10 protein-coding genes and 1 pseudogene are annotated in these 14,740 nt (G+C 70.2%); 3 read left to right on the forward strand and 8 right to left on the reverse strand.

Translation table 11 applies throughout. The features are described from left to right. Positions 1–70 precede the first annotated feature (70 nt). From D581_RS01000000136765 to D581_RS0102945, 5 genes are all read right to left on the reverse strand, one after another. Positions 71–1,414: a salicylate synthase gene (locus tag D581_RS01000000136765; protein ID WP_032752460.1), complete on the reverse strand. Its 1,344-nt coding sequence runs from the start codon at positions 1,412–1,414 to the stop codon at positions 71–73. A gap of 152 nt (positions 1,415–1,566) precedes the next feature. Further along, a complete protein-coding gene (locus tag D581_RS0102930) occupies positions 1,567–1,803 on the reverse strand; it encodes an MbtH family protein (protein WP_018955732.1) in 237 nt (78 codons plus the stop codon). A 222-nt stretch (positions 1,804–2,025) separates the two neighbouring features. Continuing rightward, a complete protein-coding gene (locus tag D581_RS0102935; protein ID WP_018955733.1) occupies positions 2,026–2,886 on the reverse strand; it encodes an ABC transporter ATP-binding protein in 861 nt (286 codons plus the stop codon). 78 nt (positions 2,887–2,964) lie between these two features. After that, a complete protein-coding gene (locus D581_RS0102940) occupies positions 2,965–4,038 on the reverse strand; it encodes an iron chelate uptake ABC transporter family permease subunit (RefSeq protein ID WP_018955734.1) in 1,074 nt (357 codons plus the stop codon). Continuing rightward, positions 4,035–5,183 (reverse strand): FecCD family ABC transporter permease, encoded by a 1,149-nt coding sequence (locus D581_RS0102945; RefSeq protein WP_018955735.1) that lies wholly within the window; start codon positions 5,181–5,183, stop codon positions 4,035–4,037. Before D581_RS0102945 ends, D581_RS0102940 begins: the two co-directional genes overlap by 4 nt. Positions 5,184–5,419: 236 nt before the next feature. Here D581_RS0102945 and D581_RS0102950 point away from each other — a divergent pair, with 236 nt between their 5' ends. After that, complete coding sequence (locus D581_RS0102950) at positions 5,420–6,922, forward strand: MFS transporter (RefSeq protein ID WP_018955736.1); 1,503 nt, start codon at positions 5,420–5,422, stop codon at positions 6,920–6,922. Here the strand turns inward: D581_RS0102950 and D581_RS1000000141860 are convergent. After that, positions 6,921–7,100: pseudogene (locus tag D581_RS1000000141860) on the reverse strand (pentapeptide repeat-containing protein); the annotation flags it as partial. The gene D581_RS0102950 and the pseudogene D581_RS1000000141860 overlap by 2 nt on opposite strands. Before the next feature lie 490 nt (positions 7,101–7,590). Between D581_RS1000000141860 and D581_RS0102955 the strand changes: the two are divergent. Together D581_RS0102955 and htpG are read left to right on the forward strand one after the other, a co-directional pair. Next, positions 7,591–8,250: a hypothetical protein gene (locus D581_RS0102955; protein WP_018955737.1), complete on the forward strand. Its 660-nt coding sequence runs from the start codon at positions 7,591–7,593 to the stop codon at positions 8,248–8,250. Positions 8,251–8,382: 132 nt separating this feature from the next. Then, a complete protein-coding gene (htpG, locus tag D581_RS0102960; protein WP_018955738.1) occupies positions 8,383–10,299 on the forward strand; it encodes a molecular chaperone HtpG in 1,917 nt (638 codons plus the stop codon). 133 nt (positions 10,300–10,432) lie between these two features. Here htpG and D581_RS01000000136770 read toward each other — a convergent pair whose 3' ends face one another. Further along, entirely contained in the window at positions 10,433–13,666 is a 3,234-nt protein-coding gene (locus D581_RS01000000136770; RefSeq protein ID WP_051114526.1) for an SAV_2336 N-terminal domain-related protein, read from the reverse strand. Beyond that, complete coding sequence (locus D581_RS0102970) at positions 13,663–14,682, reverse strand: AAA family ATPase (protein ID WP_018955739.1); 1,020 nt, start codon at positions 14,680–14,682, stop codon at positions 13,663–13,665. The genes D581_RS01000000136770 and D581_RS0102970 overlap by 4 nt, the downstream gene beginning before the upstream one ends. Between the last annotated feature and the right edge of the window lie 58 nt (positions 14,683–14,740).

The raw sequence follows: 14,740 nt of genomic DNA on the forward strand, positions 1-14,740 counted from the left end.
GAGGGGGACGAGAGTCGGAGCACGCGGAGCAACCCGCCGAAACCGTACGGTTCGGCGAGTTGCTCCTCGCTCACGATCCGGCGCGTGGCGTGACGGGTACGAGGAATCTGCTGGTGCTACGCAACTTCTCGCACGTTTCCTCGAACTCCCGCTCCGGAGTCGAATGTTCGACGATTCCGGCCCCGGCTCGCAGCCAGGTCTGACCGTCGCGCTGGAACACGGTCCGCAGTACCAACGCGGCGTCCAGGGAACCGTCGGCGTCGACGGTGAGGACAGCGCCGCTGTACAGGCCCCGGGGTGCGATCTCGTATCTGCGGATGGCCTCACAGGCAGGGGCTTTGGGCAGGCCGGATGCCGTCACCGCCGGAAACAGCGTGGCCAGGGCGTGCCAGGCGTTGTGTCCCGGGGCCAGCCGCCCCCCGACACGGGAGGCGAGGTGCTGGACGCTGCCGCGTTCACGGATGTTCATGAATTCGTTCACGGTGACCGAATCGGGCTCGCAGATCGGGTGCAACTCCTCGCAGGCGGCCTTGACCGAGACCGCGTGCTCGAAGATCTCCTTGGGATCGCCGAGCAGTTCCTCGCGTTGGGCCCGATCGGCCAGTTGGTCGCCGGAGCGCGACCGGGTTCCGGCGAGTGGCTGGGTGGAGACCCGGCCTTGCGGGTCCACCTCCACCACGGTCTCCGGGCTGAATCCGGCCGCCCGGTGCACTCCCAGGTCCAGCAGGAAGGAACGGGCCGGAGTGTTGCCGCGACGGCCCAGGAGGTACGTGGCGGCGAGGTCGATCTCGCCGGGCACGGGAACGACCCGGGACAGGATGACCTTCTGGAGGCGGTGCGCCCGGATGTCCTCGATGGCGGCGGCGACCGATTTCCGGTACTGCTCGGCGGGTTCGCCTTCGTAGAGCTCCACCGCCTCGCCGGCGACCGGGTCGGGAGCCTCGGCCAGCAGTGCTTGCAGTCCCGGAAGATCCTGCGGGTCCAGGGCTCTCAGCATCGTCTTGTTGTTCTCCCGGCGGACCTCGCGCTCGGGCACGATGAGGTGCAACAGGGGTTCGGGGCTGGCCGGAAGCGGAAGCCCGTGCAGGAGATACGACAGCTCGAACCCGGCCCAGCCGTAGGCACGCCAGCTGTTCAGCGGACAGTCGGCGAGCAGGTCGGCTATCTGTTGGAGGGGTTCCGGGCCCGTCGGGACGGTGCGGTACGCACCGCCGCCGGAGCGCGCCTCGATCCGGTCCGCGAACAGGAGGAGTTCGAATGCCGCTCCGGATCCGAAGGCCCAGCGCCCGGCATGTTCGTACAGGACGAAGGGTGGAGTGGAGCCGGAGGCGAGCGCGGCGGCGACGGCCGAGGAGTCGCCGAGCGCCGCGGAAGTGCCGACCCGGTAGGCGAGTCGCTGGGAGAGATGGGTCACCGAACGCTCACGGCGTGCCGGTGGTGCAACGTGGTCCGCATGGGAAGTCCTCTTCTGGCAGCACGAAGTGCGCCGTGTCGGAGTCGGGTCCTGGACGGCTCAGACGCAGGCGGGGACCTGCGGGTGGGATGCTCGCTTCACTGCCGCGGGCCTCAGGGGCGCGAGCCGCTCCGCGCGTCGCTCTCCATCTGTGCGATCAGACTCTTGGGCCGCATGTCAGTCCAGTGCCGCTCGATGTGTTCCACACATGCGGCGCGGCTGTCTGCTCCGTGCTCCGCCGTCCATCCCTCGGGGAGTTCGAGGAAGGACGGCCAAAGGGAGTACTGACCCTCGTCGTTGACCAGGGCGTAGAAGGTTCCGCCTTCGTCGTCAAAGGGGTTCGTCGTCATGGGGAGTCGGTCCTCACGTCGTCGGTCTGCATGGCCCGTGGCGCTGACCAGCCTTGTCGGCACTTAGGGAAGTCTAACCTAAGTTGCGTTCCGCGCACTACTGTGCATGATCGGGAAATACCCATGAGCAGAAGGGAATTGGTGAAATGAGCCGATCTGCCGCAGCAGCTGGCAGGCCGCCGCCGGAGTGCCGGGTCACCGTTGTACGAGCCGGGAGGAGCCTCAGCCGTGGTGCGTGGGCGCCGGCCTCGCGGAGGGGAGGGAGTGCCGGCGTCGCGGGTCGTCGGGCCGGGCGAGTGGCACCACCAGGGGGGTGCCCACCTCCGGGTCGGGAATGATCCGGCAGGAGAGTCCGAAGACCTCCTCCACCAACTCCGCGGTGACGATCAGGGCCGGGTCGCCCTGTGCGGCGATCCTGCCGTCCTTCATCACGATCAGATGAGTGGCGTAACGGCAGGCCTGATTGAGATCGTGCAGAACCAGGACCAGGGTGTGCCCGCGTCCGCGGTGCAGGTCCCAGCAGAGGTCGAGCACCTCGACCTGGTGGGCGAGGTCGAGGTAGGTGGTGGGTTCGTCCAGGAGCAGGATTCCAGTCTGCTGGGCGAGCACCATGGCGAGCCAGACCCGCTGGCGTTGTCCGCCGGAGAGCTCCTCGACGAAACGGTCGGCGAGTTCGAGCACCCCCGTCATCTCCATCGCCGACACGACCGCGCTCTCGTCCGCGGCGGACCACTGGCGCAGCATCCGCTGATGTGGGTAGCGCCCCCGGGCGACCAGGTCCCCGACCGTGATACCGCCGGGCGCGGTGGAGGACTGCGGAAGGAGTCCGAGGAGCCGCGCCACTTCCTTCGCCGAGTAGGAGGAGATCGGCGCCGAGTCCAGCCGGACCGTTCCGGCCCGGGGCTTGATCATCCGGGAGAGCGCCTTGAGCAGTGTGGACTTGCCGCAGGCATTGGGTCCGACGATCACGGTGAAGGACCCGTCCGGGATGCTGACGTCCAAGGCGTCGGCCACCACCCGCTCGTCGTAGGCCAGGGTCAGACCCTCGCCGTGCAACCGGTCGTCGTGCGCGGATTCGCTCATCTCAGTCCTTGCCCGTTCGCGGAGTGGCGCCGAAGCGATGTCCTCGTCCGGCCCGGGGCCCATCCGTCCGTACCTCGTTCATCGCTTCCGCCATTCCTGGCCCAGCAGCCAGGCGAGGTAGAGACCACCGATCGCCGCGGTGCCGATCCCCACCGGCAACTGGGTAGGTGCCAGCACCCGTTGTGCCGCCAGATCGCTCGCGGCCAGCAGCAGCGAACCCATCAACGCTGCGGGCAGCAGACCGGAGCCGGGAGAGCCGGTCAGCCGACGGGCGAGCTGCGGGGCGGCAAGCGCCACGAAGGCGATCGGTCCGGCGGTGGCAGTCGCCACCGCGGCCAGGGCGACGCTGGTCACCAGCAGCGCGAGCCGGGTGGGTTCGGCAGGAACCCCACGAGCCCGTGCCGTCTCGTCTCCCATTTCCAGGAGAGACATGCGGCGGCCGAGCGCGAGCGCGACGGGCACCAGCACCAGCAGCGCCAGCGACAGCGGTAGCGCGTGCTCCCAGCGGCGTCCGTTGAGACTGCCTGTCAGCCAGAGCTGCGCGGCATGTGCGTCCACGAGGGCGGCACGGGTCAGCAGATAGGAGTTGAAGGCCGCCAGCATCGCGGAGATCCCGATACCCGTCAGGATGAGCCGGAAGCCCTGTGCCCCCCTGCGGAAAGCCAGCGTGTAGACGAGGGCGGCGGTTGCCAGACCGCCTGCGACCGCACCGATGGCGACGTTCTGGAGGCCGCCGCCGAGGAGCAGGATCACCACCAGAGCACCGGTGGCCGAACCCGTGGTGAACCCGATGACGTCCGGACTGCCCAACGGATTCCGGGAGATGCTCTGGAACATCGCTCCACTGATGCCGAGGGCAGCCCCGACCATGACGGCGACCGAAAACCGTGGCAGCCGTAGCTGGTTGACGATGAAGTCGAGTCCGTCGGGGCCGCCGCCGAGAACGGTGGCTATCACATCGGGGACCGTGGCCGCGTAGCTCCCGGTGGTCAGACTGACCACGCCCACCACTGCCGTGGCCAGGGCCAGACCGACTCCAGCGATGAGAGAACGCCCGTGGAACCGGAAGGAGATGCCGCCGCTCCGGGTGCGCAGCACCTGGCCGGTGATCGGCGCCGTCCCGGGGCGTCGCGCCTTCTGCCCGGCGCTCACAGCGCGGAGATCCTGCGTCGGCGGATCAGGACGATGAAGATCGGCGCGCCGAGGAACGCGGTGACGATCCCCGTCTCCAGTTCCCCCGGTGAGGCGAGCAGTCTGCCGAGGACGTCGGCGCCGAGCAGCAGCACCGGTGCCAGGAGCAGCGAGTACGCCATCACCCAACGCTGGTCCGGCCCGGTCACCATGCGGACGATGTGCGGAATCGCCAGGCCGACGAAGGCGATCGGGCCCGCCGCCGCGGTGGCTCCGCCGCAGAGCAGGGCGACCGCGACCGCGCCGAGCAGCCGAGTCCGTTCGGTGCGCGCGCCGAGTGCCCTGCCGGTGTCGTCACCGAGGGCCAGGGCGTTGAGCGGGCGGGCCAGGCAGAGCGCGGTCACCACTCCCACGAGAATCAGCGGGCCCACCTGGAACACCACGCCGAGATCACGTCCGGCGAGCGAGCCCACATCCCAGAAGCGGAACTCGTCGAAGGTACGGGTGTCATGGAGTATCACGGCGGAGACGAAGGCGATCAGCGTGGCGTTGACGGCGGCTCCGGCTAGCACCATCCGGTCGGGCGTGACGGACCGTCCGGTCGAGCCGAGCAGGTACACGATCCCGTACGCCACCGCCGCGCCGAGAAAGGCGAACCAGACGTAGCCGATGGGCGATCCGACGCCCAGGAAGGAGATCGCCACCACGACCGCGGCCGAGGCGCCGTTGTTCACCCCGAGGAGGCCGGGATCGGCCAAGGGGTTGCGGGTCAGCCCCTGCATCAGCGCACCGGCGAGCCCCAGTGCCGCCCCGGCCAGGACGCCGAGCACGGTCCGCGGGAGACGCAACTTCTCGATGACGAAGGCGTCTTCGCCGCCCCGTTGATGAACCAGGACGTTCCAGACGACATCGAGAGGGATGTTTTTCGCGCCGATGGCGAGGCTGAGCGCGCAGACCGAGGTCAGCAGCACCGCGGCGGCCAGCAGCCCGCCCCAGCGGATCGCCGATGCCCTGCGGTGGCCCGGCGGACCGGGCCGCGGGGCCGTGGGGGCTGTGTCCGGCAGGGCTCCGCCGGGCGCTTTCCCCGACGCCCGCGAGCCACCGTCAGCCGGTGGCTGTCGGGCGTCGAAGCCCTCGGGTGCCGCGGCCCTTTCGTCCGACTTCACCGCCCGGCCGCCCGCATGCCGGCCGAGCTGTGCGGTCCTTGCGCCACCCGGTCTCTCCTGTCCGTACCCAGCGACCCGTCGCTCGTCCGCTGAGGAGAGCCTAACCAACGTTCGCTACTCCAATCAACGTGCCAGATAGGCACGTTGGAGCGACCGGAATCCCATTGACCTTGCGAAGAACGAAAGTTAGGCATACCTTACCCGATCACTGTGACTGAATAGCGTGGGAGGTAGCCATGGGTGATGCCGACGGGTCCGCCGGACCTCCCGCGGGCGGGCGCGCCGCACCGGACGTGATCCTGGGAATTGGGCGGGAGCGCGGCGGGACGGCGAGACGCGCGACGCTGGTCCTGGTCTCGGTATGCCTCTCCCAGCTGATCGTGGCGCTCGACATCAGTGTGGTGAACGTGGCATTGCCGGAGATCAGCCGTGACCTCGGCTTCTCGGCCGGTTCGCTGGCCTGGGTGGTGAACGCGTACACCCTGGTCTTCGGCGGCCTGCTGCTGCTGGGCGGCCGACTGGCCGATCTCCTCGGCCACCGCCGGACCATGGTCGCCGGACTCCTGTTGTTCGCCGCGGCCTCGCTGTTCGGCGGATTCGCCCAGACGCCGGGCCAACTGATCGCCGCTCGGGCGGGTCAGGGGCTCGCGGGCGCGGTGCTCGCACCCATCGGCCTGACCGTGATCATGGTGACGTTCGCCGAGGGGCCGGCACGTTCCAGGGCGCTCGGCATCTGGGCCACGGTCGCCGCGTCGGGCACCGCGCTCGGTGTCCTGGCGGGAGGACTGCTGACCGACACGCTCGGCTGGCGGTGGGTACTCTTCGTCAATGTGCCGCTGGTCGCGGTCACCCTGCCGATCGCCCTGGCCTCGGTGCGGGACCGGCAGGCCGGCGACCGCCCCCGGATCGACCTGCCCGGCGCGCTGCTGGGGACCGCTGCGGTGACCACGCTCACCTACGGTGTCCTGCAAACCGAACAGCACCCCTGGAGCTCCACCCGCACCCTCTTGATACTCGGCACGGCCCTCCTCCTCGGGCTCGCCTTCGTCCGGTGGGAGAAGCGCTGCGCCGCGCCGATCGTCCGGCTGGGCATCCTCCGGAGCCGGACCGTCTGGGTGTCCAATGTGAACTCCCTTCTCGTGGGCGCCGGCATGGTGGCCGGTTTCTTCCTGGCCTCGCTCTACCTCCAGAACATCCTGGGCTACCGCCCACTGGTCGCGGGGGCGGCGTTCCTGCCGTTCTGCTTCGGGGCGATGGCCGGCAGCATCGCCGGAATGCGCCTGGTCAGAACCGTGGACCGGCGGACCCTGATCGTCGGGGGGCTTCTCCTGGCCTCGGCGGGAATGATCTGGTTCGGTGCGCTGGAACCTTCCTCCACTTTCACCGGGGGATTCCTCGGACCCTCGCTGCTGGCGAGTGTCGGCATCGGGCTGAGCATGGTGACCAACACCTATATGGGCACCGCGGGTGTGGCTCCGCACGAGGCGGGCCTGGCCAGCGGCCTCCTCAATGCCGGGCGTCAGTGCGGTGGCAGCGTCGGTCTTGCCGCTCTGTCGACCATCGCGGTAGCCGTCACCCGCACGGCTGAGGCTTCCGGCGCCGGAACGGCCGCCGCTCTGGCGGCGGGGTACGGGCGTGCCTTCACGGTCACAGGCGGCCTCCTGCTGACCGCGGCGCTGCTCACGGCCGTCGCCGTCTCCCGGGTGCGCCCCAAGGACACGATGAAGCCGGTGTCCTAGCGTCCCGATGGTTCTTCTTGCGTACCGGGACTGCCGCCCGGACCAGCTCGCTGGCGCGCAGGAGCAGCGGGTTCACCTCGCCGCGCAGCGCGTCCACGTCGACTGCGAGCAGGGTCTCGGCGGTGTCCCGGGTGAGAGCGCCGATCCGCTCGTAGGCGCGGCGCAGATCCTCGTGGAGGGGCCGGGCATCGGGCAGGTGATGCGGCGGCGGTGTGCGTGGCTGTACACCTCCGTTGTCCCCCTTGGGCGAACTGCGCCGGAACGCGGACTGCGACGGTACGAGGGGCCCGGCCCGGGCGGGCGCCTGTCGGGTTCGAGGCGCCGTGATCGGGACATGGGCAGGGGCGTGGCGCCGCGGGCCCGCGATCAGTTCTTCTCGGCCTGCCCGCCCCCTCTGGAGGGTAAGCAGGTCACGCCCGGCACAGAACACGTTGCGTCCAGGAGTGGGACGACGCTGCGGCCAAGGCCGCCTCCAACCCACTCGGCATCTCTGGCACGACCGGACAGTCTCATGCCCCACGAAGAAGATCGAACCTCGGGCAGAAGCTGCCCACATGCCTGACGAAGAACAGAGATGCCGATGCGCTGCACTGATCCCGTTGTCATTTGTCATCCGATGGACGACAATGCTGATGTCGTCGGCCGGCTGACAAGACAAGGGAGGTGCCGTGAACGCAGCAGACCAGCCGTCCACGGCCAGTACCGGCGCCCGCAGCCCGGCGTCCTTCATCGCCGCCGCGGCGGCCCTTGCCGCCATGGACGACGCTCTGCGCGACGCGCAGAGCGAGTCCCCCGACGCCGTCGGCCCCGGCCCCGAGCAGGCGCTGGCCTCCCTGATGCTGCTGCGGCAGGTGCGCGAGCATCTCGCCGGCTGGGAGACCGGCCTGATCGAAACCGCCCGCGGCGCGGGCGCCAGCTGGGCCGATCTCGCCCGCCCTCTCGGTGTCGCCAGCCGCCAGGCCGCCGAACGCCGTTACCTGCGCGGCCGCCCCGGCGCCGCCGGAACCACCGGCGAGCAGCGTGTGGCGGCCACCCGTCAGGCAAGAGCCGCCGACCGCGCCACCGCCAACTGGGCCCGCGCCAACGCCGCCGACCTGCGCCGCCTCTCCGGGCAGATCGCCGCGCTCGCCCACCTCGCGCCCGGCGCGCGCTCGGCCCAGGACGCCCTGCATGCCGCTCTCGGCGCCGCGGACGCGGCTGAGCTCATCGCCCCGCTGGCCGGCATCCGCCCCTACCTCGATGCCCGTCATGCCCGCCTCGCTGAATCCCTGGACGCCCTCGACGTCCTGGACGCCCAGGCGCACAGCCACGCGGCCGGTGATGACTGACTCCCACCACGCAGAGGTACGCCATGCGGGTGTGGCCCGACCCATGCCGAACCACGCCGGTGACGGTCGACGACGACCCGTCCCGGCCCTGTTCCTAATCCCTTCATGACGTTCCCACAGAAAGAGATCCACATGAGCGGCAGTGTCGAGACGCTGGAATTCCAGGCGGAGACCCGCCAGTTGCTCCGATTGGTGATTCACTCGATCTACTCGAACAAGGACATCTTCCTGCGCGAGCTGATCTCCAACGCCTCCGACGCCCTGGACAAGCTGCGGCTGGAATCGCTGACCGACTCCAGCCTCGACATCGAATCGGCTGACCTGCACATCGCCCTGGAAGTCGACCCGGAATCCCGCACCTTGACCGTCCGTGACAACGGGATCGGCATGACCCGCGAGGACCTGGTGGAGCTGATCGGCACGATCGCCAAGTCCGGCACCGCCGGCCTGCTGGAGAAGATCAAGGAGTCCAAGGACGCCGCCACCGCCGAGAACCTGATCGGGCAGTTCGGCGTCGGCTTCTACTCGGCCTTCATGGTCGCCGACAAGGTCACCCTGTGCACCCGGCGGGCCGGCACCGACACCGGCACCCGGTGGGAGTCCGACGGCGAGGGCACCTACGTCATCCAGGCCGTCGACGGCCTGCCCGTGGGCACCTCGGTCACCCTGCACCTGAAGCCCGCCGACAGCGAGGACGGACGCGCCGACTACCTCTCCGAGCCGAAGATCCGGCAGATCGTCAAGCAGTACTCGGACTTCATCCGCTGGCCCATCCGCATGGCCACCGAGCGCACCTCCGCTGATGGAGCGACCACCCGCGAGACCGACACGCTCAACTCGATGAAGGCACTGTGGGCCCGCCCCCGCACCGAGGTGAGCGACGACGAGTACAACGAGTTCTACCAGCAGATCAGCCACGACTGGCTGCCCCCGGCCGAGACGATCCACATGCGCGCCGAAGGCACCTTCGAGTACGAGGCGCTGCTGTTCATCCCCTCGCAGGCGCCCTTCGACCTGTTCTCCCGCGACACCAAGCCCGGCGTGCAGCTGTACGTCAAGCGGGTGTTCATCATGGACGACTGCGAAGCGCTCATGCCCAACTACCTGCGCTTCGTCAAGGGTGTCGTGGACGCCCACGACCTGTCGCTGAACGTCTCGCGCGAGATCCTTCAGCATGACCGCCAGATCCACGGCGTGCGCCGACGCCTGGTCAAGAAGGTCCTCGGCGCCCTCAAGGACATGCAGTCCAAGGACGCCGAGCGCTATGCCAAGGTGTGGGAGCAGTTCGGCCGGGCCCTGAAGGAAGGCCTGGTCGAGGACGCGGACAACACCGATGCCCTGCTTCAGCTGGTATCGGCAGCCTCCACCCACGACCCCGACAGGACCACCACGCTGCGCGAGTACGTCGAGCGCATGAAGGACGGCCAGGACACCATCTACTACCTGACCGGCGAGAGCCGCGCGATGGTGGAGAACTCCCCGCACATGGAAGCCGTCGCCGCGAACGGCTACGAGGTCCTGATCCTCACCGACCCCGTCGACGAGGTCTGGGTCGACCGGGTCCCGGCCTTCGACGGCCACCCCCTGCAGTCCATCGCCAAGGGCCAGGTCGACCTCGGCGAGTCCACCGACGGCGAGAAGGAGGGCGACGCCGCCAGGGCCCAGCGCGAGGAGGACTTCGCCGCCCTGCTGCCCTGGCTGACCACCGCCCTGTCCGAACAGGTCAAGCAGGTCCGCCTGTCATCACGCCTGACCACCTCGGCCGCCTGCATCGTCGGCGACGCCCACGACGTGACGCCGACCCTGGAGAAGATGTACCGGGCGATGGGCCAGCAGATGCCCACGGTCAAGAGGATCTTGGAACTGAACCCCTCGCACCCGCTGGTCACCGCCCTGCGCACGGCACACGCCGCAGGCGCCGACGACCCCGCGCTCACAGAGGTCGCCGAGCTCATCTACGGCAGCGCACTGCTCGCCGAAGGAGGAGACCTGCCCGATCCGGCCCGCTTCACCCGGCTGCTCGCCGACCGCCTGGCCCGCAGCCTGTAGGCACAGGGTGCGGCTCGGCGCCGATGCAGTCGCCTGTGCCGGCGTCCCGTGCGGGGGCCGGCACAGGCGGCCGCGGGGGGCACCGTCGCGCTGCCGTCCGCTCCACGGGCCGGGCGCCGGCGAGGGCCGTCGTTCACGTTGGCCGATGTGCCGCGGTGGTCGACTCGTACCCCGTGGTGAAGTGGATCGGCCCCTCCCCGGAAGGGATGTGGAGAACGGCCCCGTCCAGTGACGGGGCGCCGCCCTCGACGGTCCGGCTCAGCAAGTCGACACGGGCGCACAGACTGACGGAGGCGTCGTCGATGGCCGCCAGCTCCATGTCATCGGCGGACATGATCAGATGGATGCCGAGCCGCCCGTCGGCCCGGACCACCTCGCGCAGGGCGGTGTGCAGTTCGGGGGCCAGACGGTGGACCCGGGGGAAGTCGTCCACAGCCACGACCAGGTGCGGCGGGCGGTCCTGTTCGGAGACCTCGCGGGTGCCCGGGGAAGTGCTTCGCCGACTCCAGAAGTTCTCGCGGCGCCTCATTTCCCGCCGCAGCAGATCGCCCAGCATCAAAACGGCCGTTCCACCTCGGCGAAGGCCGAGGAAAGAGAGGTCGCGTGGGCGCTGCGCGAACCGGTCGAAATCGCTGCGGTTGTCGTAGTCGGCCAGGAGGAAACGCACCCCGTCGCCCGCCTGACGCGAGATCTGCTCCAGCATGTCCAGCAACAGGTCTCTGCGTACCCGCGCCGGACGCCCCTGGCACAGCAGGTGAGGGCCGTCGCCACTGCCGGACTCGCCGCGCAGGTCGAGCTGTACGGAGTTCAGCTCGGCGTCGAAGCCGAGGGCGATCGTGAACGCGTCGGTCTCCCGATTCGCCAGGGAGTCGAGGGCCTGGCGCAGCTGAAGTGCGGTGGGCCTGCGGGCGGGGTCATCCTGAAGACAGGCGCGGAGAAGGCCGATGAAGGCGGGTTCGAGCGTCTCCCTGGCCACCTCCAGGGCATCGGCCGGGCCCCCGTGGTAGCCCTGGCCGACCGCGGCCTCCACCAGGACGCACCCGAGCGCATAGACGTCGGCCTCCCGGCTCGGACCCCCTGTGGCGTCGCTCAGTTCCGGGGCCCGGTAACGCGGGTGCTGGCGGTGGACGGACCAGTACCGGCTGTCCACATCGTCCACCGACGCGGTCAACCACCCCAGGATCTGTGCGTCGCGCCCTGCGATGAGCACCCTGCCGGACGTCAGGGCCCCATGGACCAGCCTCAGCTCGTGGGCCCGGGCCAGGCCGCCGGCGAGCTGACGGGCGACCGCCAACAGGCCCGCATGGTGGAGGAGCCCGTGCCGGGTGGTGAAGTCGTACAGGTTGGCCGCGGGTTGCGACGGATCGTCGAGGGAACACAGGACGGCGTGCCACGGTCGCTCGTGGTCGGGCTCCCACGCCATCAGAAGCGGAGCGCAGGAGCCGTTCATGCGCTGAAGTGCGAGGACTTCCGTCGCGATCAGGTCGTGGGCGCCGGGTTCCCCGTCCAGTCTCCGGATGACCAGCAGACGTCCCTCCCCGTCGTGCGCGAGGAAGACACCGCTCTCGACCGGTCCGTACTCGGCGAAGACGTCGTACGGCAGAGCCGACCGGCCCTCGAATCGTCGATCGGAGATCGTGAGCCCGCGCCACCGCGTCGCGTCGAGGTCGAGTCCCAGACCGGGCGGCAGCGGCCGTAGTTCCGGTGACTGCGGCGGAGCCTCGTGCTGGGAGACGTCCGGCGGCGAGACGCCGAGCCTGCGCAGGAGAGTCTCGCCCACCCAGCCGAACGGCCTTCGTGAGTCGGCCGCTACCCGATCCGCGCCGCCCGGGTGAGGCAGCCAGGCCGGGAAGTCGGCCGGAGAGCCGCTGAGTTCGCTGAGGTGGTCCGTCACCCTCCGTGTGGTGCGCACCAGTTCGGCGGGCGGGACGGTGCCGAGCAGAATCTGTCGGGTCTCCTCCGTGAAGTCGAACGTCCTCTGGTGCGGTGGGCGTTCCGTCTCGTCGGCGCTGCGCATGAGCCCGCCGAGGAAGACCTCGACCAGGTGGGACGTGTCCACGGCCGGAGTCACCGCGTGCTGGACGATGCGCATGACCGGCACGGGAAGGGGTGCGACGGAGGCCAGATGCGCCGCGAGGCGGTAGGCGTCCGCGGACGCGGATTCCCGGAAGCGCATCACGGCTTCCCGCGCGCCGCCCGTACGATCGCGATGCGGCGAGCGGGGCTGTTCCGAAGCGGAGACCGTGCCGGGCGGCAGCGTGAGCAGAGGTAACACCGCGGTCTCCCCCGGGGAACCGACCAGCCGGGCCCACGTACCGACGGCGTCGCCATCGGTGGCGAGCACCGGGACGGGTACCCCGTCGAAGGGGGCGAGTGCGGGGGGCAGTAACGGGTCCTCGATGTGCCAGGACCGGTTCGCCGCGCCTCGGCGCCTGGCCGTCACCCGCCACGACCGCGCGCCGATGCCCGTCCCGGCCCACAGGCGCCGGGGCAGCGTGTGCACCACCGCCGTCGGCCCGGCCGATGCGGCGCGCAGCAGTGCCGCGTGCATCGAGCCGTCCCGCCAGGACCCGCCGACACCGTCACTCATGACGAGCAGCAGCGTGTTGCCGGCCGGGTCGAGCACCGCGGACAGGGGCAGCGTCGCCGCGGAGGCGCCATAGGGGCGGCTGCGCAGCCGCGGCCCGGTGGAGCCGCGGGTGTCCAGGCCGTGGACGCGTACCTGCCGGAAGGCGCCGCAGCGTTCCAGCAGTCGTCGGAGTTCACCGGCGAGCCCCTGCCAGAGGAGCATCGAGACGCCGTCGTCGACGAGGACGGTCAGGTCGAGCCATCGCGTCGTCGCCGGGCGGAGCACGGCTTCCGGGAGCCCTGTCTCCGCCATGGCCGTGACCGTCGCGTCGACGTCGAGTTCGCTGCGCAGGAAGTCGGGGCGCATCTGCTTCAAGGGACGGAGGGACCGCCCGAGGCGGAGTTCCGCGCCGCCGAGCGCCTTGACACCGGGAGCTCGTACGGCCATCGCCGACCGGTCGGAACGGGCGGGGGGCTCGTGCACGACAGGAGCGGCGTGCAGGCCGGTCTCCCGCGCCGGCCGAAGGACGGGGCCGGGCTCACCATCCGTCGTCGCCGTGTTCCGCGCGCCGTGGTCCGGCAGCGGGGGAGCGAACGGGGTGGGGTCATCGGCGTCCTGGTGGGCGGGAACCACGGCCGGCGGTTCGGCGCGGGCCGCCGCGCGGGCGAGTGCCGTGGCGGCGGACGGGGGCAGCCGTGCGGCCAGCCAGAGGACATCGAGGAGTTCCTCGGCGTCGAGCGGCTCGCCCTCCGCCGCCAGGGCCCTGCGGATCCGCCCGAGCTCCGGCCGGCCGGTCACAAGGTTCTGCCGAGGCGGTGCAGTACGGCGTCCAGCAGCCCCTCGGCGTCCAGTTCGACGCCTCCGCGGCGCAGGAAGACGGCGTTGAGCAGCTGGTCCGTGGCCAGTTCACCACGGGCCCTGCGGGCGAGGAACGCGCGCATCAAGTCGTCGAACCCGTCCGTGCCGCCCTCCTCGCCGTCCGGGTCCAGGTGGGCGGAGACGATGGCGCGCAGCCGCTCCTCGTCCGGTTCCGGAAGGTCCAGACGGACGCATCGGCGCAGGAAGGCGGGCGGGAAGTCGCGTTCGCCGTTGCTCGTGATGACGACGACGGGGAACGCGGTGCAGCGGATACGTCCGCGGACGACGTCCGTCCAGGCGTCGGAGTCGGCGGTCATGACGCTCACGGCGGACTGCTCCGCCGTGAGCCGTGCCAGCTCAGGGATCTCGAACTCGCCCTCCTCGAAGACGTTGAGCAGGTCGTTCGGGAGGTCGGCGTCGCCCTTGTCCAGTTCGTCCACGAGGAGGACACGTGGCGAAGCCGACGGCACGAGCGCGGTACCGAGAGGACCGAGACGTACGTAGGAGCCGATGCCGGGTTCTTCCTGCGGTGAGTCGTCACCGTCCTGTGCGTTCCGGCGCCTGTTCGTTTCGCGGAGGCGGCCGATCGCGTCGTAACGGTAGAGGGCGTCCTGGAGGGTGGTACGGCTGTTGACCGGCCAGTGCAGGACGCGGCCCAGGGACAGTTCATGGGCAAGGGCGTGTGCGAGGGAGGACTTGCCCGTCCCCGGGTGCCCGGTGACCAGCAGTGGCCTGCGCAGGAGGAGCGCGGCGTTGACGACATCGGCCTCCTGCGGGCCGATCAGATACGGCCGGGAGCGCCGGGAGCGTGCTTCCTTGTCCCCGAAGCGCCTCCACGGCGGTGCCTCGGGGAAGGAGACGTGGCGTGCCCGGCCGTCGCCCTTGAACAGCCGCCAGTCGGAGTCCTGTCGGCTGTCGGCCGCTCCATGGTGCCCTTGGGATGCCTGGGCCGTCATCGTGTGTCTGCCTTCTTGTCGGGGAGGTACGAGGGAAGGTCGGGGAGGTTCGAAGGGC

It is taken from the genome of Streptomyces sp. CNB091 (assembly GCF_000377965.1).